We start from the raw sequence: 19023 nt of genomic DNA on the forward strand, positions 1-19023 counted from the left end.
TGGGGCACGGGACCAGTTTGCCAAGGGCAGCCGCCGTTCAGCCGGGTGAGCTGGGCTACCATCGGCCTTTTTTACCGCGCTCTCACCGTCACAGAGGCAACCGCGACCCTACGCCTACCGTCTTCTCACCGTAGGTCGCGGGCCGCCCGGCCCGCGGCAAGGCGGCCCGGACGGGCCCGGTCCTCAGACGCCGGACGGGCCGGCCGGCTGCAGCGCCGCCAGCTGTTGCGCGAACGGCACCACTTCGAGGTCGTCCTTGGCCGGCCGTGCCGCCGACAGCCCCGTCATCAGCGCGGCCAGCTCGCCCGCCGCCCGCTCGATCCGTCCGTCCAGCCCCTCGGCGCCCCAGTCCTCCGAGGCGGCGTACACCCCGGTGGGCACGACCACGGCCCGCAGGTAGGCGAACAGCGGGCGCAGCGCGTGCTCCAGCACCAGCGAGTGCCGGACCGAACCGCCGGTCGCCGCGATCAGCACCGGCGTGCCCTCCAGCGCGTCCTTGTCGAGGACGTCGAAGAAGGACTTGAACAGCCCGCTGTAGGAAGCGGAGAACACCGGGGTGACGACGATCAGTCCGTCGGCGTTCGCCACGGCGTCCTGCGCGCCGGACAGGGCGCGGCCAGGGAACCCGTTGGTGAAGTTGTGCGCGATCTCCACGGCGAGGTCACGCAGCTCGACCACCTCGACCTCGACCGGGGTGTGCCGGTCCACGGCCGCGGCCAGCCGGTCACCCAGCAGCCGGGTGGACGAGGGCACGCTCAGCCCCGCCGAGACGACGACGAGCTTCATACGGTGGTCTCCTTCCGTGCGGCGGCGAGCAGGGACGTGTGGGTGGGCGCCTCGGGCACGTCGGCCGGGCGGCCGACCGCGAACTCCTTGCGCAGCACCGGCACGACCTCCTCGCCGAGCATGTCGATCTGCTCCAGGACGGTCTTCAGCGGCAGCCCGGCGTGGTCGACGAGGAACAGCTGGCGCTGGTAGTCGCCGGCGTACTCGCGGAAGGCCAGCGTCTTCTCGATCACCTGCTGCGGGGAGCCGACGGTCAGCGGGGTCTGGTCGGTGAAGTCCTCCAGGGAGGGCCCGTGGCCGTAGACCGGGGCGACGTCGAAGTAGGGGCGGAACTCGCGCACCGCGTCCTGGGAGTTCTTCCGCATGAACAGCTGGCCGCCGAGGCCGACGATCGCCTGCTCGGGCGTGCCGTGGCCGTAGTGCGCGTACCGGGTCCGGTACAGCTCGACCATGCGCTTGGTGTGGTCGGCGGGCCAGAAGATGTTGTTGTGGAAGAAGCCGTCGCCGTAGTAGGCGGCCTGCTCGGCGATCTCCGGCGAGCGGATGGAGCCGTGCCAGACGAAGGGCGGTACACCGTCCAGCGGGCGCGGGGTGGAGGTGAAGCCCTGCAGCGGGGTGCGGAACTTGCCCTCCCAGTCGACCACGTCCTCGCGCCACAGGCGGCGCAACAGCGCGTAGTTCTCTATCGCGAGGTTGATGCCCTGGCGGATGTCCTGCCCGAACCAGGGGTAGACCGGGCCGGTGTTGCCGCGGCCCATCATCAGGTCCACCCGGCCGTCGGCCAGGTGCTGGAGCATCGCGAAGTCCTCGGCGATCTTCACCGGGTCGTTGGTGGTGATGAGGGTGGTGGAGGTGGAGAGGATCAGCTTCTCCGTCTGCGCGGCGATGTAACCGAGCATGGTCGTCGGGGACGAGGGGACGAACGGCGGGTTGTGGTGCTCGCCGGTCGCGAAGACGTCCAGGCCGGCTTCCTCGGCCTTCAGCGCGATGGCGACCATGGCCTTGATCCGCTCGCGCTCGGTCGGCGTACGGCCGGTCGTCGGGTCCGGCGTGACATCGCCGACGCTGAAGATCCCGAACTGCATGGTCGCTCAACCTCCAAAGTTGTTGACCGTTAAACTATACCGGCAAACGAGGGCCGGGCTCCGGGTATTCCGCGCGTTGTCAGTGCCCCGTCCTACGATCCGGACATGGCCGCCGCACGCCGTGACACCCGAGGCATCGTCGGGGCCGCGGACTTCCTCGCCCGCGTGGAGTTCCGCCGCCCGGACGCCGCCGAGCCGCTGCGCAGGTATGTCGAGCACTACTGGCTGATCGACTGGGACCTGCCCGAGCCGTACGTCTCGCACGTGGTCCCGCACCCGGCCGTCCATATCGTCTTCCAGCGGTTCGAGGGCCAGGAGCCGTTCGTGGAGGTCACCGGCGTCCAGCACGGCCTGTTCACCCAGAAGCTGGAGGGGCGGGGCCGGGTCTGCGGCGTGAAGTTCCGCCCGGGCGCCTTCCGCCCCTTCGCGCCGGAGTCGCCGGTGAGCGAGTGGACGGGCCGCCGGGTCCACTCCCCCGAGGCCTTCCCGGGCGCCGACCTCGCGGCGGTCCTGACCCCCGACGACGAGGCGGCCCGCATCGCCGCCCTCGACGCCTTCCTCCTCGCCCTGGACCCGCGGCCCGATCCCCAGGCCGAGCTCGCCACGGCCCTGGTCGAGCGGGCGCGCACCGACCGCGGCATCCGCCGGGTCACCGAACTGGCCCGCACCGAGGGCATGTCCGTACGGCTCCTGCAGCGGCTGTTCGCCGGGTACGTCGGCGTGGGACCGAAGTGGGTCATCCTGCGCTACCGCATCCACGAGGCCCTGGAGCGCGCCGAGAGCGCGGACCGGATCGACTGGGCGGCGCTCGCCGCCGACCTCGGCTACGCCGACCAGGCCCATCTGGTACGGGACTTCACGACGACGGTGGGAGTGCCGCCGGCGGCGTACGCGGCGCAGGGCCTGCACTGACCCGCACCCGGTAAATGCGCTTGACCGTACCGGCCGTCCCCTCGATATTTACCTGCGTGACACAGATTCTTCGTAACGCAGTGGATAGTCCTCCGCTGACTTCGCGCGCCCGCTGGGCCGTCCTCGCGGTGGTCCTCGCCGCCGACGTCCTCGACCTGCTCGACGCGACCATCACCAACATCGCCGCGCCGACGATCACGCGGGACCTGGGCGGGGGCGCCGGGCTCGTGCAGTGGCTCGGCGCCTCCTACGCGCTCGCGCTCGGCGTGCTGCTCGTGCCCGGCGGACGGCTCGGCGACCGGTACGGGCGCCGCCGGCTCTTCCTGACCGGACTCGCCGGGTTCGTCGCGGCCTCCCTGGCCTGCGGGCTGGCCCCGAACCCGGCGGCACTGGTCGTCGCACGGCTCGTCCAGGGCGCCTTCGGGGCGCTCGTCATTCCGCAGGGCTTCGGCATCCTCGGCGCGACCTGGCCCCGCGACCAGATCGGAAAGGCGTTCAGCCTCTTCGGGCCGGTCATGGGACTGTCCGCGGTCGGCGGGCCGATCCTCGCCGGATTCCTCGTCGACGCCGACCTCGCAGATCTCGGCTGGCGCCCCATGTTCCTGATCAACCTGCTCCTGGGCGGCGCCGCCCTCATCGCCGCCGCCCGCCTGCTCCCCCGGGACAGCGGTGACGCGTCCGTCGCCGTCGACGGCCCCGGCTCCGCGCTCCTCGCGGGCGCCATGCTGGGCCTGCTCGGCGGGCTGATCGACGGCTCGGACGGCGGCTGGGGAACCCGGCCGCTCGCCCTGCTCCTCGCGGGCCTCGCCCTGTTCGCCGCCTTCTGCCACCGCCAGCGCACGGCCTCCGACCCGCTGATCCGCCCGAGCCTGCTGCGCAACCGCGGCTTCACCTCGGGTCTCGTCCTCGGTGTCCTCGCCTTCGCCGCGGTCGCCGGCCTGCTCTACACCGTCTCCCTCTACCTCCAGCGCGGCCTCGGCCGCTCCCCCGCGGGCACCGCGCTCGGCCTGATCCCCCTGTCCGCCGGGATCGTCGTCGCGTCCATCGCCTGCTACCGCCTGATCCACCGCCACGGCCGCCGACTCGTCGTCGCCGGGCTGCTGCTGATCCTCGCCGGCTGCGGCTGCCTGGCCCTGGCCGCCGAAGGGCCCGCGTGGGCCCTCGTCCCGCCGCTCCTCCTCGTCGGCCTGGGCATGGGCACCTGCTTCGGCACCGTCTACGACGTCACCATCGGCGACATCGCCCCCGAGGAGGCGGGCAGCGCGAGCGGCTCGCTCAACGCGGTGCAGCAACTGGCCAACGCCGTCGGGGCGGCGGCCGTCACCACGGTCTACTTCCACACCGTCGGCGACGGCGAGACCCACGCCCTCTACGCGAGCCTCACCACCGTCGCCGCGTCCATCACCCTGTGCCTGCCCCTCGTACGCCTGCTACCCCGCAAGGCACCGGCCGAGCAGCATCACTAGGGGACCAGCACCAGCCGGCCGCGCACCCCGCCCTCCGCGAGGCGGGCGTGGGCCTTGGGCGCGTCCTCCAGGGAGAAGGTCTCGGCGACCCGGAGGGTCAGCACCCCCTGGTCCACCAGTGCGGCGAGCTCGGCCAGGCGCGCGCCGTCGGGGCGGACCGCGACGGACGTCGTCCGTACCCCGCGCACCGAGGCCGGCTCCCCGCCGGGCCGTACGCCGACGTAGGCGCCGCCGTCCCGTATCCACTCCAGGGCCGCCTCCCCGAGCACCGCGGCGTCCAGCACGGCGTCGACGGTGCCGGCGCCGACGGGGCCGGAGGTGAAGTGCGCCGCGCCCAGGGACCGTACGAGTTCCTCGTCGGCCGCCCTGGCCTGCGCGGTCACCGAGATCCCCCGGCCGGCGGCGAGTTGGACGGCGAAGCCGCCGACCGCGCCCGCCGCGCCGGTGACCAGCAGGGACCGCCCCTCGGTCAACTCCAGCAGGTCCAGGGCCTGTGCGGCGGTCAGGGCGTTCAGGGGCAGCGTCGCGGCGTGCACGGCGTCGACCGTGGCCGGCGCCTTCGCGACCGCGTCCGTGTCCACGACGACGTACTCGGCGTGCGTCCCCACCGGCCGCACCATGCCGGGGTCGAGGGCCACCACCTGGTCGCCGACGCTCCACGCCGTGGCCACGCCCGTCGCGTCCACCGTCCCGGCGACGTCCCAGCCGAACCCGATCTGCTTGCCCGCGCCTCCGAAGAACCCCTCCCGCACCCCGGCGTCCACCGGGTTCAGCGTGGCCGCCGCCACCTTGATCCGTACCTGCCGCGCCCCCGGCTCGGGCAGTTCGGTCTCCACGACCTCGACGGCCTCGGGTCCGCCGAAGTGCCTCACCACTGCTGCGCGCATCTCAACTCTCCCTGATTCATGGGTATTTGTGTCGCTTTTCTGCGTACAGCGACAACCCTAGGAAGAGTCGCTATCCTTTCGGAAGTAGTTACCTGAGAGTGCCTATGTCCCCCGGAGGGAAGCCATGGCGACCACGACCGCGGCCCAGCGGCGCGAACAGGCACGCGCCGAGTACGACGCCTTCATCAAGGCCTGCCCCACCAACGAGCTGCTCGGCCGCCTCAGCGACAAGTGGGTCAGCCTGGTCGTCGCGGCCCTCTCCGGCGGCCCCATGCGCTACAGCGACCTCAGCCGCAAGATCGCCGGCGTCAGCCCCAAGATGCTCACCCAGACGCTGCGCACCCTGGAGCGCGACGGCATCCTCTCCCGCACCGTCACCCCGTCCGTCCCGGTCCGCGTCGACTACGAACTCACCCCGCTGGGCGGCAGCCTCGCCCTCCTGCTGACCGCCGTGAAGGACTGGGCGGAGACCCACATCGAGGAAGTCCACGAGGCGCGGGGCCGCTACGACACGGAGAACGCCTAGAGGCGCGCGGCGGTCGCGAGCCGCCGCGCCCCTCTTCCCTCCCCTACTCGCGCACCTGCTCCGGCACCCTCGGGGCCGACGGTGCGGGACCGCGGCGGCCGTCCGCCGGACGAGGCACGGTCCCGAGCCCGGACACCCGCCCCGGCACCGGTGCCCGCAGGCCGTGGCGCCGGGCCGCGCGCCGCAGGAGGTGCGCCAGGAACACGTAGAAGCGGTCGGGAAGGAACACGGCGTCCGCGATGATCATCGTGGCCGAGAACAAAGGCAGCCCCAGGACCACCGCGATGGCGAGGTGCATGCCCAGCAGCGCGGCGAGAACGGGGTACTTGAGCCTGCCGAAGAGCACGAACGGGAAAGCGACCTGCGTGAGCACGGTCAGGTAACCGACGGCCGCCAGCACGAGCGGGTACTGGTCCACCAGATGGGACAGCTCGGGCCACGGCTGGAAGAGGTCGAGGTTCAGCACGTAGTGGAGAGCGGTGCCGTCGTCCCAGAAGGAGCCCTGGACCTTGTAGAGGCCTGCCGATCCGTACAGGAAGCACACCTGCGCCGCGATGACGAAGACGCCGCAGTTGTGCACCACCGTGGCCAACGTGAGCCGCGCTTCCCCGAGTTGCCGGGCGGCGGGGCCTCGCTCCCGCCGCGGTACGCCGTCCGCACGTGCCGCCCTGATCCGCTCTCTGCGCGCGTCCAGCGACCAGCGGCGCCCGCACGCGGTGAGGACGAGGTAGAGGGCCATGAGCAGCAGGAGGTTGTCGCCGCCGTCCGTCATGAAGATCGCTCTGGCGTGGAAGGAGGCGACCACGGCGGCGAAGAGCACGGACGTGGCCCGGGTCCGCCAGCCCAGCATGAACAGCGCGGACGTCACGAGGGCCAGCGCGTAGCACAGCTCGAAGTACACCCGGCTGTCCGACAGGATCAGGAAGCTGTACCAGCCCGTCTGGTCGAAGAGCTGTGCCGCCAACGCGGGGGTCCACGGGGAGTCGGGGCCCCAGATCTCGTCGCGGTGCGGGAACTCGCGCAGGAGGAAGACCAGGTAGAGCAGCCCGTAGCCGATGCGCAGAACCGACGTCGCGTACAGCGACACCGGGCGGCCGGTGACAAGTTCCCAGAACGCGTCGGTCCGGGTCAGGAGCCGACGGTGGAGCGAGCCCGAGGCCCGGGCCGCCCGGCCCGCGGACCGGTCCGGTGCGGCCGCCGGGGCGGGGAGTTCGCTGATCCGCTCATTTCCCATGAGGGCTCACCTTCCACCAGGGCAGGAGCCGGTTCTCCACCGGCGTCGGAGGCCGGTGCCCGGTCGCCGTACCGGGCGCGGCGACGGGCAGGGTGACGACCCGCAGCTGGACGAACTCGAACGGGCCGCGATGCTGACCGGCCACGCGGTCGGCGGCGATGTTGACCAGGTACTTCTGCATCATCTCGGCCCGAGGCGAGCGTGCCGTGTCGTCCTGGCCGTGCGTGTCGACGTAGGAGGCCCAGGCGCGGCGCAGCAGGTTCTGGGCGGTGTGACTCGGAAACGGATCGTGCTCGACGGCGGCTCGGTCCAGGGCGGTCAGGTCGATCCATCGACTGACCCGCGTCGAGCCGTCGGACGCCGTGTGCGCGGTTCTCACCAGGACCCGCCGGTTGACGTTGTCGGGGTTGGGGGCGAAGAGCCGCCAGTTCTGTTCGAAGAGGGGATACACCCAGGCGTCGACCTGCCGGCTGTACCGCTTGGAGACGGGATTGGGCGGCGCCACGTGCAGAAAGACGGCACCGACATGGACCAGAGCCGCCGCCAGGCACAGGAGGACGGCGGCGTGCAGCCCCGCTCTCAGTGGCGCGGCACCCGGGGGCTGCCCGCCGGGCGGGGCCGTGTCGCCCTGCCGCTCCCCGGGAAGCGGACGGGTATCGGACCGCCCGGTTTCCGTCACGCGCGCTGAATCAATTCCGCTCGACACCGCCCACCTTGCTTTCTCGTATCCGTTGTCCGGCGTCCGAGGTTTCTGTGACCGGCACCGACGGCGCGCGGCGGAATCGAGGAATTCCCGCCGCGCGCCGTCATCCGGTGCAGAGATCTCTCACGGTCGCCGACTAGGCTTCGTGGCCTTCCTTGGCGTCCTGGCCCTCGGGCTTCGGAGCGTTGCCGTAGCCGTAACCGCCATAGCCGCCTTGGCCGTTGTGGTCGTCGGGCTTTCCGCTGTAACCGTGGCCGTTGTGCTCCTCGGGCTTGCCGCCGTAACCGTGGCCGTTGTGCTCCTCGGGCTTGCCGCCGTAGCCGTGGCCGTTGTGCTCCTCGGGCTTGCCGCCTTGTTCGTGGCCCGGCTTGCCGTGCTCACCTTGGTGCTCATGGCCCGGCTTGCCGTGGTGTCCGGGGCCGCCGTGGCCCGGGCCGCCGGGTTGGCCGCCCTGCTGACCGGCGACGTTTCCGGCGGTGTTGCCCGCCGTGTTCCCGGTGGTGACGTTGTTCCCCGCGGTGTTGCCCGAGGTGTTGCCGCCGGTCGTGACGTTGGCGACGGGGCCGCCCAGGAGACCACCGCTGACCAGGCCGCCGCTGACCAGGCCGCCGCCGGTCACCCCGAGGGTGGTGCCGGTCGTCGTTCCGCCCGTGGTGCCGGTCGTGGTGCCGGTCGTCGTGCCGGTCGTCGTGCCACCGGTCGTGGTGCCGGTCGTCGTTCCGGTCGTCGTTCCGGTCGTCGTGCCACCGGTCGTACCGGTCGAGCACGAGTTGAGGAAGATCCTGTTGGTGTCGAGGGTCACGGCGCCGTTGCGGGCCAGCGCACGGCCCTCGATGTTCGTGCCCGTGGTCACGTGGATGTCCGTCAGCGCCATGATGGTGCCGACGAAGGTCGAGTTGGTGCCCAGAGTGGCCGAACTGCCGATCTGCCAGTACACGTTGCACGGCGAGGCGCCGTTCGTCAGCAGCACTCGGCTGGAGGACGCCGTCGTCAGGGCCTCCGGAATCTGGAACACCCAGACGGAGTTCGGGTTTCCGCCGGCGTCCAGGATCAGGTCGCCGGTGAGTCCGACACCGGAGGAAGCGGTGTAGACGCCCGGGAGCAGCGTGGTGCCGTTGCCGATTCCCGCCGCGAGCGAGAAGTCCGTCGCCTGGCCCGCGGCGTTGTTGTACGCCGTGACCAGGTCGGACTTGGCCTGAAGCGCGACGGCGTCGGCGGCGTGCACGGCGCCGAGCACCTGGCCGGGCGGGAAACCGGTGATGGCCGGGTTCGGGTGCGTCCCGAGGTCGTGGCTGATCACCGTGGCACCGGTGTTGGTGACTCCCGCACCTGCCAGGACGGAGAAGCTCGCGGCCGTGGCCAGCGGTACGGGGGTGGCGATGGCGAGTGCCTGCGAGGGGGTCAGGACGACCATCGCGGCGGCAACCGTCGCAGCGAGGGCCGAGGCCAGCAAGCTGGGCAAGGTGCGGGGGCGAACCCGCTGAGGGATCTTCAGCTTCATCGAGAGGCCATTTTCTGTGGGGGCCGCGGCAAACCGGGCCTAATCAATTGCCCGGGGAGCCTTGATCTGGTCGTGCATATTACGGAGTAATCGTCGGGCGGCAACGAAAAGCGTCGGAGAGTCGAGATCCCGAGAATTAAGCCCTCGAATGCGCGGCGAATATTGGAAAATTACTATTTCCTATTTTCGGCGGTCCGTGGACAGAGGAGTGGAAAATGACAACGTCACAGTCCGATTCGCCGACGCCGCACCACGACGGCATGGCGCATGATCAACAAGCCATGTCCCGTGGCAGCCTTCGGACTTGACAGGCGTGACGTGGTGACGTGGAACCGGAGGTAGACACCGCGAGATGGTGGCGAACATCAATCCCACAGTGAGGAGGCGCCGTCTGGGGGCCGAACTGCGCAGGCTCCGCAAGGACAGCGGACTGACGAGCTCGCAGGCGGCCGAGCGGCTCATGGTCTCCCAGCCCAAGATCAGCCACATCGAGAACGGCCGCCGCGCCATCAAGCCCCGCGACGTACGCGACCTGTGCGCCCTCTACGGAGTGACGGATCAGCAGGTCGTCGACTCTCTGCTGGACATGGCCCGGGAGGCCGCCGAGCAGGACTGGTGGAACGCCCACGGCGAGCACCCCCAGAGCCTCTACATCGGCCTGGAGGCGGACGCCGCGTCGATCCACACGTACGAGCCCATGGCGATTCCCGGCCTGTTGCAGACCCCTGCGTACGCCCTCGCCGTCATTGAGGAAACGATCCCGCCGGCGACGGCCGAACAGGCCGCCGGCCGCCTCAAGGTCCGCCTGCGCCGTCAGCACCGGATCTACGACCCGGCCTTCCCGCTGCGCCTGTGGGTCATCCTGGACGAATCGACCCTGCACCGTGTCGTCGGCAGTCCCGAGATCATGCGCGAGCAGCTGGAGCACCTCGACGCACTCGCCGCCGAGCCGCACATCACCGTGCAGGTGCTCCCGTACGCGGCGGGCGCCCACCCGGGACTCGCGGGCCAGTTCTCCATCCTGCGCTTCGCCGACGGTCCCCAGGCAGGGGTGGTGTACCTGAAGCGCTTCACCAGCGACCTCTACCTGGAAAGGGAACCGGAGCTGCAGCGCTTCGGCATGATGTACGACTGCCTCCAGGCCGAGGCCCTCAGTCCCGACGGCACCCGCGACCTCATCAGACGAGCCGTGAAGTCCCACATCGACGCGGCGTCGGGGCCCCGAGCCCACACGGCAGGACTGCAGGGCCCTGCGTGACGGCCGAGCGCCACGACCCGCCCGCCCCGGACCTCGCCGACGCGGCGCACGTGGCGCTCGCCGGACGGCCGACGGCTAGACGGCGCCGGTGCGCAGGCGCGCCACCTGGCGGCCGCTGAAGTCCGCCGTCCGCCTCATGTGTCCGACGATCACCGCGAGCTGGTTGTCGTCCAGGTCGTCGAAGAGGGCGAACCAGCCGCCGCTGAGCCGCTGCCACATCCGCCCGAACTCGGCGACCTTCTCCGGCACGGTCGCCACCAGCACCTTGCGCCGGTCGGCAGCGTCCCGCTCCCGGACGACGTACCCCGCCTTCTCCAGCCGGTCCACCAGCCGCGTCGCCGACCCGGTCGTCAGCCCCGTCAGCTCGGCGATGCGGCCCGTGGTCACCGGCGTGCCCTCCAGCGTGAGCAGGTTCAGGCACTGCAAGTCGGTCGGGTGCAGCCCGATGTGGTCGGCGACGGCCTGGTTGAACAGGGCGTACGAGGCCATGTAGCGCCGTGAGACGGTGGACAGCTCGTCCAGCAGCTGCTCCCGTGCCGTTTCCGTCATGCCTCGCTCCTTCGTCTTCTGCGCCGCACAGAAATCGTACGACGCAGGCACCGCTGCCCGGCGAGGCGAATGCCGCCCGCAGGCTGTCTGCCGACGCTCCTGGAAGTAGTACTCGCCGCCTAGAAGTAGTACTCGTCGCCCGTGTCCAGCACGAGCACCCGCTGGTGGTCGTTCTGCCGGTTCCGGTCGACCGTTCCGCCGCTCCACACCGTGTCCAGCACCAGCAGCACCTCCGACGGCGCCTGGCGCAGCCGTACCCGCAGGGCGATCTGCTCGCCCAGGCCGTCCGCCGGCAGCTCCCCCACCCGGCACAGCACCACCCGCGGCCCCGACCGCGCGCAGCCCGCCGGCAGCTCCTGCCGGTCCGCCAGCGCGGCCGACCAGCGCAGCCGCACCGTCACGTCCGGCGCCGCCGACGGCCCGTGGTTGCGCGGCGTGAACCGCACGCCGACCGTGCCGTCCGCCATGGACACGGCACCGTGATAGGCGAGATCGGCCTCGGGACCGCCGGCCACGACGGCACCGGCGGGGACCGCCGCCCCGCAGACCGCCGCCAGCGCCGCGAACCCCGCGAGAACCTTCCGCATACCCACTCCTCACTCCACGTGGTCGTACGCATGTATCCCCCGCGAGCCGCTGCGCAGGCGCCGTCCATCAGGTGACAGCGCGCGTGCGAGGCTGCCGTCATGCTCGTCGTCCGCTCCGCCGCCCTGTTCGTCCTCGCCGCCGTCCTCGAGATCGGCGGCGCCTGGCTGATCTGGCAGGGCCTGCGCGAACACCGCGGCTGGCTGTGGATCACCGGGGGCGTCCTCGCCCTCGGCGCCTACGGCTTCGTCGCCACCTTCCAGCCCGACGCCCACTTCGGCCGCGTCCTCGCCGCGTACGGCGGCATCTTCGTGGCCGGGTCGATCCTGTGGGGAGTGGTCGCGGACGGCTACCGGCCGGACCGGTGGGACATCGCCGGGGCGCTGATCTGCCTGACCGGCATGGCCGTCATCATGTGGACACCGCGGAACGGCGGCTGACCCTCACCTACGCTGGACGGCAGCCGACCGCAGACCGACCCTCAGGAGCCCCGCATGGCCACCGCACCGTCCGCCGCCTCCCGCATCGCCGTCGTGACCGGTGCGAGCAGCGGAATCGGCGCCGCCACGGCCCGGCAGCTCGCCGCGGCCGGCTACCGCGTCGTCCTCACCGCCCGCCGGGAGGACCGCATCGAGGCCCTGGCCAAGGAGATCAACGAGGCGGGCCACCAGGCCACCGCCTACCGGCTGGACGTCACCGACCGCGCCGCCGTCGACGAGTTCGCCACGGCGTTCCGGACGATCGGCGTCCTGGTCAACAACGCCGGCGGCGCGCTCGGCGCCGACCCCGTCGCCACCGGCGACCCCGCCGACTGGCGCACCATGTACGAGACCAACGTCATCGGCACCCTCAACCTCACCCAGGCCCTGCTGCCCAAGCTGGTCGCGAGCGGCGACGGCACGGTGGTCGTGGTCTCCTCGACGGCCGGCCACGGCACGTACGAGGGCGGCGGCGGCTACGTCGCCGCCAAGCACGGCGCCCACGTCCTCGCCGAGACCCTGCGCCTGGAGATCGTCGGACAGCCCGTCCGCGTGATCGAGATCGCGCCCGGCATGGTCAGGACGGACGAGTTCGCCCTCACCCGCTTCGGCGGCGACGCGCAGAAGGCGGCGAAGGTCTACGAGGGCGTGGCCGAGCCGCTGACCGCCGACGACGTGGCGGAGACCATCGCCTGGGCGGTGACCCGCCCCTCCCACGTCAACGTCGACCTCCTGGTGCTGCGCCCCCGCGCCCAGGCGTCGAACACCAAGGTCCACCGGGAGTCACAGTGACGGACGACGCCGAGCGGCAGCGCCTCGCCCTGGAGAAGAAACGCGAACGCTACGTCTGGTACTACCTCGGGTACTTCCTCTTCGGCATCCACATCGTGGCCTTCGTGATGATCTACGCCGTGCTGCACGCGAAGTAGGCATAGAGTCACAGCCTGTGGACCGACACATACCTTTCGAGGCGCTGCACAACTTCCGCGACCTGGGCGGCTATTCGACCCCCGACGGCCACCGCGTCCGCCCCGGCCGCCTGTACCGCGCGGACTCCCTGGGCAAGCTGCGGCAGGGCACGCGGGACTGGTCCCGCCTCCTCTCCCTGGGCATCCGCACGGTGATCGACCTCCGCCACCCCTGGGAGGCCGAGAAGCGGGGCCGCGTCCCGGACGACGCCTCCTTCAGCTACCACAACCTCAGCATCGAGCACCGCCCGTACGACCAGCCGGCACTGGACCCCGACATCGATCCGGGCCCCTACCTGGCGGAGCGGTACATGGAGGTGGCGGAGGACGGCACGAAGGAGATCCGCCGAGCCCTGGAACTGATCGCGGCAGCGGCGGAGGCGTCCGAACCCCTGGTCTTCCACTGTGCGTCCGGAAAGGACCGCACGGGTCAACTGGCCGCGCTGGTCCTGGCGTTGCTTGGCATCCCGGACGAGACGATCATCGAGGACTACAGCCTCACCGAGCTGGCGACACCGGCGATGCTGGCGGCCTGGACGGCCAGGGAGGGCCGCGCGCCGACCTGGCTGGGCTTCGGCCGCGCCCCGGCGGCGGTCATGCGCACCTTCCTCGCGTCCATGAAGGCACGCTACGGCTCGATCGAGACGTACGTGACGCGGGAACTCTGCATGGACGCGGACGCGTTGGCCGCCCGCCTGCGCGCATCCCTTCTGGAACCCCGCCCCACCACGTGGCCGCCCCCGACCTACCGCAGGGCGACCCCGGCCGACGCCACCACCCTGGTCCGCCTGCGCGACACGGCGGCCCTGTGGCAGCTGGCCCGCGGCATCGACCAGTGGAAGCCGGGCGAGAAGGACGAGGCCCACTTCCGGGCGCGCATGGAGGACGGCGAGGTCTGGCTGTCGTACGCGGGCCCCCATCTGACCGGCGCCTGGGAACTCTGGTGGCAGGACCTGGCGGCCTGGGGCGGACGCCCCGCGGACGCGGGTTACATCCACCGCCTGATGACGACCCCGCACACGGCTCCCCCGTGCACGGGCCGCGCGCTGCTGGCCGAAGCGGAATCCCGCATCACCGCCACGGGCCGCCCGTACGCCCGCCTGGACTGCCTGTCCTCCAACCCCCGGCTCCGCGCGTACTACGAGTCGGCGGGCTACCGGGTGGTCGGAGAACAACCGGCCAAGACGGACGGCACGGGCAGCCCGTACGCGGTGACCCTGCTGGAGAAGCGGCTGAGCTGACTCAGCCCTTCACGCAGACGACCTGCTTCAGCTTCGCCACGACCTCCACCAGGTCCCGCTGCTGGTCGATGACCTGCTCGATCGGCTTGTAGGCGCCCGGGATCTCGTCGACGACGCCGGAGTCCTTGCGGCACTCCACGCCCCGGGTCTGCTCCTCCAGGTCCTTCGTCGAGAACCGGCGCTTGGCCGCGTTGCGGCTCATGCGCCGGCCCGCGCCGTGGGACGCCGAGTTGAAGGCCTTCTCGTTGCCGAGGCCCTTCACGATGTACGAGCCCGTGCCCATGGAGCCGGGGATGATCCCGAACTCGCCGGAGCCCGCGCGGATCGCGCCCTTGCGGGTGACGAGCAGGTCCATGCCCTCGTAGCGCTCCTCGGCCACGTAGTTGTGGTGGGCGCTGATCTCGGGCTCGAACGTCGGCTTCGCCTTGCGGAACTCCTTGCGGACCACGTCCTTCAGGAGCGCCATCATGATCGTGCGGTTGTACTTCGCGTACTCCTGCGCCCAGAACAGGTCGTTGCGGTAGGCCGCCATCTGCGGGGTGTCCGCGACGAAGACCGCGAGGTCGCGGTCGACCAGGCCCTGGTTGTGCGGGAGCTTCTGGGCCACGCCGATGTGGTGCTCGGCGAGTTCCTTGCCGATGTTGCGCGAGCCGGAGTGGAGCATCAGCCAGACGGCGCCGGTCGTATCGGTACATACCTCCACAAAGTGGTTACCCGACCCCAGAGTGCCCATCTGCTTCCCCGCGCGCTCATGACGGAACTTCACCGCCTCGGCAACCCCGCCGAAGCGCCCCCAGAAGTCGTCCCACCCGGCGGTGGCGAAGCCGTGCAGGCGGGCCGGGTCGACCGGGTCGTCGTGCATGCCGCGTCCCACCGGAATGGCCTGCTCGATCTTCGAGCGGAGCCGCGACAGGTCGCCGGGCAGGTCGTTCGCGGTCAGCGACGTCTTCACCGCCGACATCCCGCACCCGATGTCCACCCCCACCGCCGCAGGGCACACCGCCCCCTGCATCGCGATGACGGAGCCGACCGTCGCACCCTTTCCGTAGTGGACGTCCGGCATCACCGCCAGGCCCTTGATCCACGGCAGGGTCGCGACGTTGCGCAGCTGCTGCAGGGCGACGTCCTCGACCGACGCCGGGTCGGTCCACATGCGGATGGGTACCTTGGCGCCCGGTATCTCCACGTACGACATAACGTCCTCTTTCCCCCGAAAACATGACAGAAGTCTTGAATCGAAAAAGCCGCGCCATGATCAACGAAAGGGACATCGGACCGGCGTTGGCGGTGTTGCGTGCGATACACATTGTCTGCAGGGGGCGTCCCTGTGCGGCAAGCGAATAACCGGCGGGGACACTGGTAGTGATCGCCCGGACCCCACCGTCGAAGGGAGCCCGACCGTGCAGCGGAAGGCCTATGTGACCGGCGTCGCCGCGCTCCTCGCGGCGCTGTTGGCCGGTTGCACCGGCGGTTCGAGCGACACCGGGAGCACCGACGACGCGAACCCCGGCAACGCCGGCACGGCGACCGCGGTGGCCCAGCCGGGCAAGTACGACACGCTTCCGGAGCCGTGCGCCGCGGTCGGTCACGGCACGCTCGACTCGCTGCTGCCGGGCATCAAGCAGATCACGGACGCCACGCAGCGGGACAAGGCGTACGAGGGCGAGGCGACGCTCACGTACGACACGGACCGCAAGGCGGGCTGCCGTTGGAAGGTGGAGTCGGCCGACGCCACCGACCATCTCTTCGTCGACCTCGAACGCGTGGTGTCGTACGACAACGCGGTGAGCGACGACGCCCAGGCGCAGGAGCTGTTCGCGAAGAAGCAGGAGGCGGCGGACCTTCCCGAGTCGTCGCCGTCCGCCGACGCCTCCGCGACCGCCGATTTCAGCACCTCGCCCAGCGCGACGCCGTCCTCGTCGTCCTCCGCCTCCTCCTCTCCGTCCTCCTCCGCGACGCCGACCAGTCTCCTGCCGCGGACTCTGTCGGATCTCGGTGACGAGGCGTTCGTGAACGACGTGGTGAGCGGGTCCGGTTCGACGGTCCAGCAGCGCACGGTGACTGTGGCGTTCCGCACGTCCAACGTGATCGTGACCATCGAGTACGAGGAGCAGCCGGCCACGGTCGGTACGGTCCCGGACAGCAAGGAAATGCAGGACAGGGCCCGGAATCTGGCCTCTCGGCTGGCGGACACGCTGGCCGGTTGACCGGTGTTCGCCGCTCCCTCACACCTCTGCGCAAAGCCTTCGAAACAAAACCGCACAGGTTCCTCACCGCGTACCGTGGCCCCTCGGACCTGAACGCCGACCGCAGGAATCACGAGCGTCATGAGTGAAGGAACCATGCAGCGAGCAGCAGAGCGAGATCAGCGGAGCCAGCGAGCGAAGGGGCGTGGCCGCGTCCTTGTGTGCGCGGCGGCGGTGCCGGTGGTACTGCTGGTGGCCGGATGTTCCTCGGACTCCGGTTCCGGTGACAAGAGCGCCGACAAGGGGTCCTCGGGTGGTGACACCGCCGCGTCCGCGGGCGCGAGCGCGTCTCCGACCGTGCAGGCGGCCGCGTACTCGAAGTTGCCGGACTCGTGCGGGGTGTTGTCGAAGAAGACGTTGACCTCGCTGGTGCCGAAGGGGGTCAAGTCCGCCAAGAAGGGCGCGTCGAGCGACGCGGGGACGCGGGCGAGCTGTTCCTGGAACAGCCTGGACAACAACGGTGTGAAGGGCTCGCAGTTCCGTTGGCTGAACGTGTCGTTGCTGCGCTTCGAGTCGGACGCCGCGCGCGGCGAGGGCAACCAGCTGGCGCACGAGTACTTCACCAAGCAGGTCAAGGACGCCCAGGCGGTCGAGGGCGCGAAGAACACCAAGTGGCAGACGGTCGCCGGGACGGGCGACGAGGCGACGCTGGTGCACTACGACCTGAAGAAGAAGGAGGGGTCCTTCAAGCAGCAGACGGTCGTGGCGCGGGTGGAGAACGTGGTCGTCACCGTCGACTACAACGGCGCCGGTCTGGCGGGTGAGAAGACCCCGGACGCGAAGGCCCTCGCCAAGCTCGCCGAGCAGGCGGCGAAGGAGGCGGTGGCCACGGTGTCGGCGGCGAACGGCGACGGCGCGGGTTCGGGCACGGGTGCGGGCACGGCGAGCCCTTCGCCGTCGAAGTCGGCGTCGAAGTCCCCGTCGGCGTCCGCGTCGCCCTCGAAGGCCGCGAAGTCCGCTTCGGCTTCTCCTTCCTCCTCAGCGTCGAAGAAGAGCTGACCGTCACACCAGGACGTCAACCAGCAGCTCAGACGCGCTGTACGACGGAGCCCGGCCCTCTGCGGGGGTCGGGCTCCTGCCGTACCGGCAACACGTGCGGCGCACACATGTGCCACCCTGTTGCGCGCAACAACACGCAATGGGAGGGGAGTACGGGTGGCAGCGCCACTGCAGCTGACTCGGATGCACCGCGTTCTCATCGGCGTGGTCGTGACCGGCGCCGTGATCATCGCCGGCATCGGCTTCGCCGGTTCGTACGCGGCCGTCCGCGAGTTGGCCATCAAGAAGGGCTTCGGGAACTTCGCGTACGTGTTCCCGGTCGGCATCGACGCCGGTATCTGTGTCCTGCTCGCCCTGGACCTCCTCCTGACCTGGATCCGCATCCCGTTCCCGCTGCTGCGCCAGACGGCGTGGCTGCTGACGGCGGCGACGATCGCGTTCAACGGCGCGGCCGCCTGGCCGGACCCGCTGGGTGTGGGCATGCACGGCGTGATCCCGGTGCTGTTCATCGTCGCGGTGGAGGCGGCCCGGCACGCGATCGGCCGGATCGCGGACATCACGGCGGACAAGCACATGGAGGGCGTCCGCCTGACCCGCTGGCTGCTCTCGCCGGTGCCGACGTTCCTGTTGTGGCGGCGCATGAAGCTGTGGGAGCTGCGCTCCTACGAGCAGGTGATCAAGCTGGAGCAGGAGCGGCTGGTCTACCGGGCGCGTCTGCACTCGCGGTTCGGCCGGGCCTGGCGCCGCAAGGCCCCGGTGGAGTCGCTGATGCCGTTGCGGCTTGCCCGGTACGGCGTTCCGCTGGCGGAGACGGCTCCGGCGGGGCTGGCCGCGGCGGGCATCGAGCCGGTCCTGCTTCCGCCGGCGCCCCGGATCGAGGCCGCTTCGGCCGGGGGCGGTCGGGCCGGCGTGGCGGCGCCGGTCCCGCAGCGCGCGGCGCCTGCGGGCGAGCAGCGCCAGGAGCTGGCCGGCCCGCCCGTCGCCGAGCGGCCGCCCTTCGAGCCGGAGCCGGAGCCGGAGGTGAGCCCGTGGCTGCACGCGCGGCCTCCGCAGCAGATCGAGTACCACGGCGGCTACGACCCGACCTACGACCCCTCGGACCAGTACGCGCAGTGGTACGAGGAGCAGCAGCAGGCGGACCAGTACCGCGAGCAGTTCGAGGAGGAGCCCCCGCTGCCCGGTCAGGAGCCCTCTCCGGAGGAGACCGGCACCTTCCCCATCCCGGTGGGCCCGAACCGGACCCGGGAGCTGGGTGAGGGCGGCGGTACGCCGGAGCCAGCGGCGCCGACGGAGGAGGACTTCTACCTGGTCTTCAAGAAGTCGATAGACGGCAGCTATCCGACGGCCGGCCAGCTCCGCGGTGACGTCGAGGCGACGTACGGCGTCTCTCTGCCGCAGCGTGAGGCCGAGCGCATGGTCAACCGTTTCACCAACCGTCACACGGCGGAACTGCAGGAAGACCACATCGCCTAGCGCATACGAGAGGGGGCGTCCGGTGCCTGGCACCGGACGCCCCCACACGTAATAAGCGGGGGAAACACCCGGGACCCCGCCCCACCCCACCGTTACGCACCCCGGCCCACCCGGGGGGACGCGCG

General features: G+C 70.9%; 20 protein-coding genes. 11 read left to right on the forward strand and 9 right to left on the reverse strand.

Features of this window, described 5'->3' with window-relative positions; genetic code table 11:
• Positions 1-183 precede the first annotated feature (183 nt).
• Both ACIGDI_RS14015 and ACIGDI_RS14020 read right to left on the reverse strand, forming a co-directional pair.
• Entirely contained in the window at positions 184-786 is a 603-nt protein-coding gene (locus ACIGDI_RS14015) for an FMN reductase (protein WP_399895139.1), read from the reverse strand.
• Complete coding sequence (locus ACIGDI_RS14020) at positions 783-1871, reverse strand: LLM class flavin-dependent oxidoreductase (RefSeq protein ID WP_399895142.1); 1089 nt, start codon at positions 1869-1871, stop codon at positions 783-785. The genes ACIGDI_RS14015 and ACIGDI_RS14020 overlap by 4 nt, the downstream gene beginning before the upstream one ends.
• 105 nt (positions 1872-1976) lie before the next feature.
• Between ACIGDI_RS14020 and ACIGDI_RS14025 the strand changes: the two genes are divergently transcribed.
• Both ACIGDI_RS14025 and ACIGDI_RS14030 read left to right on the forward strand, forming a co-directional pair.
• Positions 1977-2783: a DUF6597 domain-containing transcriptional factor gene (locus ACIGDI_RS14025; protein ID WP_399895145.1), complete on the forward strand. Its 807-nt coding sequence runs from the start codon at positions 1977-1979 to the stop codon at positions 2781-2783.
• Between the two features lie 80 nt (positions 2784-2863).
• On the forward strand, positions 2864-4249 hold the full coding sequence (locus ACIGDI_RS14030) for an MFS transporter (protein WP_399895148.1): 1386 nt from the start codon (positions 2864-2866) through the stop codon (positions 4247-4249).
• Here ACIGDI_RS14030 and ACIGDI_RS14035 read toward each other — a convergent pair.
• Positions 4246-5136, reverse strand: coding sequence for an NADP-dependent oxidoreductase (locus ACIGDI_RS14035; RefSeq protein ID WP_399895151.1), 891 nt, complete (start codon positions 5134-5136; stop codon positions 4246-4248). The two genes, ACIGDI_RS14030 and ACIGDI_RS14035, sit on opposite strands and share 4 nt — an antisense overlap.
• A gap of 124 nt (positions 5137-5260) precedes the next feature.
• Between ACIGDI_RS14035 and ACIGDI_RS14040 the strand changes: the two genes are divergently transcribed.
• The gene (locus ACIGDI_RS14040) at positions 5261-5662 is read left to right on the forward strand and encodes a winged helix-turn-helix transcriptional regulator (RefSeq protein WP_399895153.1); all 402 of its coding nucleotides are present in this window, start codon (positions 5261-5263) and stop codon (positions 5660-5662) included.
• 43 nt (positions 5663-5705) lie between these two features.
• Here the strand turns inward: ACIGDI_RS14040 and ACIGDI_RS14045 are convergent, their stop codons facing one another.
• The 3 genes from ACIGDI_RS14045 to ACIGDI_RS14055 all read right to left on the reverse strand — a co-directional run bounded on the left by ACIGDI_RS14045 (position 5706) and on the right by ACIGDI_RS14055 (position 9100).
• The gene (locus ACIGDI_RS14045) at positions 5706-6896 is read right to left on the reverse strand and encodes an HTTM domain-containing protein (protein WP_399895156.1); all 1191 of its coding nucleotides are present in this window, start codon (positions 6894-6896) and stop codon (positions 5706-5708) included.
• Positions 6886-7575, reverse strand: coding sequence for a DUF5819 family protein (locus tag ACIGDI_RS14050; protein ID WP_399895158.1), 690 nt, complete (start codon positions 7573-7575; stop codon positions 6886-6888). Before ACIGDI_RS14050 ends, ACIGDI_RS14045 begins: the two co-directional genes overlap by 11 nt.
• Before the next feature lie 160 nt (positions 7576-7735).
• A complete protein-coding gene (locus ACIGDI_RS14055) occupies positions 7736-9100 on the reverse strand; it encodes an ice-binding family protein (protein WP_399895161.1) in 1365 nt (454 codons plus the stop codon).
• 352 nt (positions 9101-9452) lie between these two features.
• Here ACIGDI_RS14055 and ACIGDI_RS14060 point away from each other — a divergent pair, with 352 nt between their 5' ends.
• The gene (locus ACIGDI_RS14060; RefSeq protein WP_399895164.1) at positions 9453-10358 is read left to right on the forward strand and encodes a helix-turn-helix domain-containing protein; all 906 of its coding nucleotides are present in this window, start codon (positions 9453-9455) and stop codon (positions 10356-10358) included.
• Positions 10359-10433: 75 nt separating this feature from the next.
• Here ACIGDI_RS14060 and ACIGDI_RS14065 read toward each other — a convergent pair whose 3' ends face one another.
• Together ACIGDI_RS14065 and ACIGDI_RS14070 are read right to left on the reverse strand one after the other, a co-directional pair.
• Complete coding sequence (locus ACIGDI_RS14065; RefSeq protein ID WP_399895167.1) at positions 10434-10907, reverse strand: MarR family winged helix-turn-helix transcriptional regulator; 474 nt, start codon at positions 10905-10907, stop codon at positions 10434-10436.
• Positions 10908-11026: 119 nt separating this feature from the next.
• Positions 11027-11494 (reverse strand): hypothetical protein, encoded by a 468-nt coding sequence (locus ACIGDI_RS14070; RefSeq protein ID WP_399895170.1) that lies wholly within the window; start codon positions 11492-11494, stop codon positions 11027-11029.
• A gap of 99 nt (positions 11495-11593) precedes the next feature.
• Here ACIGDI_RS14070 and ACIGDI_RS14075 point away from each other — a divergent pair, with 99 nt between their 5' ends.
• The 4 genes from ACIGDI_RS14075 to ACIGDI_RS14090 are packed head-to-tail and all read left to right on the forward strand — an operon-like array spanning position 11594 to position 14180.
• On the forward strand, positions 11594-11932 hold the full coding sequence (locus ACIGDI_RS14075; RefSeq protein ID WP_399895173.1) for a YnfA family protein: 339 nt from the start codon (positions 11594-11596) through the stop codon (positions 11930-11932).
• A 54-nt stretch (positions 11933-11986) separates the two neighbouring features.
• Positions 11987-12763, forward strand: a complete 777-nt coding sequence (locus ACIGDI_RS14080) for an SDR family NAD(P)-dependent oxidoreductase (protein ID WP_399895175.1) — start codon at positions 11987-11989, stop codon at positions 12761-12763.
• Positions 12760-12900: a hypothetical protein gene (locus ACIGDI_RS14085; RefSeq protein WP_174267438.1), complete on the forward strand. Its 141-nt coding sequence runs from the start codon at positions 12760-12762 to the stop codon at positions 12898-12900. The genes ACIGDI_RS14080 and ACIGDI_RS14085 overlap by 4 nt, the downstream gene beginning before the upstream one ends.
• Before the next feature lie 17 nt (positions 12901-12917).
• Positions 12918-14180 (forward strand): tyrosine-protein phosphatase, encoded by a 1263-nt coding sequence (locus ACIGDI_RS14090; RefSeq protein ID WP_399895179.1) that lies wholly within the window; start codon positions 12918-12920, stop codon positions 14178-14180.
• A 1-nt stretch (position 14181) separates the two neighbouring features.
• On the opposite strand, the gene ACIGDI_RS14095 is transcribed toward ACIGDI_RS14090, so the two are convergent.
• Entirely contained in the window at positions 14182-15375 is a 1194-nt protein-coding gene (locus ACIGDI_RS14095) for an RtcB family protein (RefSeq protein ID WP_399895182.1), read from the reverse strand.
• Positions 15376-15580: 205 nt separating this feature from the next.
• On the opposite strand from ACIGDI_RS14095, the gene ACIGDI_RS14100 reads away from it, so the two are divergent.
• The 3 genes from ACIGDI_RS14100 (at position 15581) to ACIGDI_RS14110 (ending at position 18898) form a co-directional block, all read left to right on the forward strand.
• Positions 15581-16387, forward strand: coding sequence for a DUF3558 domain-containing protein (locus ACIGDI_RS14100; RefSeq protein WP_399895185.1), 807 nt, complete (start codon positions 15581-15583; stop codon positions 16385-16387).
• 135 nt (positions 16388-16522) lie between these two features.
• A complete protein-coding gene (locus ACIGDI_RS14105; protein ID WP_399895188.1) occupies positions 16523-17425 on the forward strand; it encodes a DUF3558 family protein in 903 nt (300 codons plus the stop codon).
• A 156-nt stretch (positions 17426-17581) separates the two neighbouring features.
• Positions 17582-18898 (forward strand): DUF2637 domain-containing protein, encoded by a 1317-nt coding sequence (locus tag ACIGDI_RS14110; RefSeq protein WP_399895191.1) that lies wholly within the window; start codon positions 17582-17584, stop codon positions 18896-18898.
• The last annotated feature ends 125 nt before the right edge of the window (positions 18899-19023 follow it).

The organism is Streptomyces sp. NPDC085900 (assembly GCF_044540925.1).
GTDB lineage: Bacteria > Actinomycetota > Actinomycetes > Streptomycetales > Streptomycetaceae > Streptomyces > Streptomyces gilvifuscus.